Below are 1,430 nucleotides of genomic sequence, written 5' to 3'. Positions count from 1 at the left end.
CTAGCACTACTTTGGCAGATTAACCGGCCATTTACGATGATGGGCCATCTTGGGCGCTTTCATAGGGGTGCGCGAGATGGCGGAATTGGACGCTGCACTGGCGGATTGGCTGAAGCCGTTCGTTGAGAAGCTTGGCCACAAGAAGCGGCGGCAGATGTGCCCGGTCTATATTTCGGGCCTCATCGGACCTGGCGACCGCAAGAGCATCGAGCCGATGGCGGAGCGGCTTGCGCTTGATCACTACGACCGCCTGCATCATTTCATCTCGGATGGGATTTGGGATGCCGGTCCTCTTGAGGCGGAACTGGCGGTACAGGCCGACAGGATTGTCGGGGCTTCAGATGCTTTTCTGGTGATCGACGACACAGGTCTGCCGAAGAAGGGCGACCATTCTGTTGGGGTCGCGCCGCAGTATGCGTCGATGCTGGGCAAGCGTGCCAATTGCCAAACGCTGGTGTCGTTGACGCTGGCCCGCGACGAGGTTCCTGTTCCCGTTGGCCTGCGGTTGTTCCTCCCCGACAGTTGGACAAGTGATCAGGATCGGATGGCGAAGGCCGGTGTTCCCGAGGAGATGCGCCTATCCCGTACCAAACCGGAGATCGCGCTCGGCGAGATCGATCGGCTGATGGCCGCAGGCGTACGGTTTGGCACCGTGCTTGCGGATGCCGGCTATGGTCTGTCGGCTGCGTTTCGCCAGGGGCTCAGTGCACGCAATCTCACCTGGGCTGTCGGCATTCCCAAGCATCAGAAGGTTTATCCTCATGATGTCGCATTGGTCTTTCCTGTCGCCGGCCGTGGAAAGCCGCGTAAGCATTCGATCCCCGACACTCTTTCAACCGCAGCCGAAACGATCCTGGAAGGAACCACCTGGAAGAAGGTCAGTTGGCGTCACGGCACGAAAGGTCGACTGACCGCACGTTTCGCTGCCCTACGCATTCGGATTGCCGATGGCGACCCGCAACGCATCCTCGACAAGGGACAGCAGCACATGCCGGGCGAAGAGGCGTGGCTCGTTGGTGAGTGGCGTTCAAACGACGAGCGCAAATATTATCTCTCCAATCTGCCGGCCGAGGCGACCTTAAAAGCTCTCGCGGCGGCCATCAAAGCGCGATGGGTCTGCGAGCAGGCCCATCAGCAGATGAAGGAAGAACTCGGCCTCGATCACTTTGAAGGCCGATCATGGCAGGGCCTACACCGACACGCGTTGATGACAATGATCGCTTACGCCTTCCTGCAGCATCAGCGTCTGCACGAGGTGAAGCGGGAAAAAAAGGAAGAGGTACGGCCCGCCTAAGCCGACACTGCCAGCCATCCGACGCGCGGTCATCAAGGCACTATCAACTGCGCCAGCCCCGGAGCGATGTCCGCACTGCCGAATTCGTTTCCGGCTCCAAATGGCCCCAAAATAAATTCTGCCAAAGTAGTGCTAG

Annotated in this window: 1 pseudogene; it reads left to right on the top strand. The window is 59.3% G+C overall.

Features of this window, described 5'->3' with window-relative positions:
* Positions 1 to 76: 76 nt before the first annotated feature.
* Positions 77 to 1,430, top strand: a pseudogene (locus FHT29_RS34265) (IS701 family transposase); the annotation flags it as partial.

Source organism: Rhizobium sp. SG741, from assembly GCF_012275435.1.
Taxonomy (GTDB): domain Bacteria; phylum Pseudomonadota; class Alphaproteobacteria; order Rhizobiales; family Rhizobiaceae; genus Rhizobium; species Rhizobium lusitanum.
Note: the sequence above shows the minus strand (reverse complement) of the source record. Positions and strands in the feature narration are given on the sequence as shown.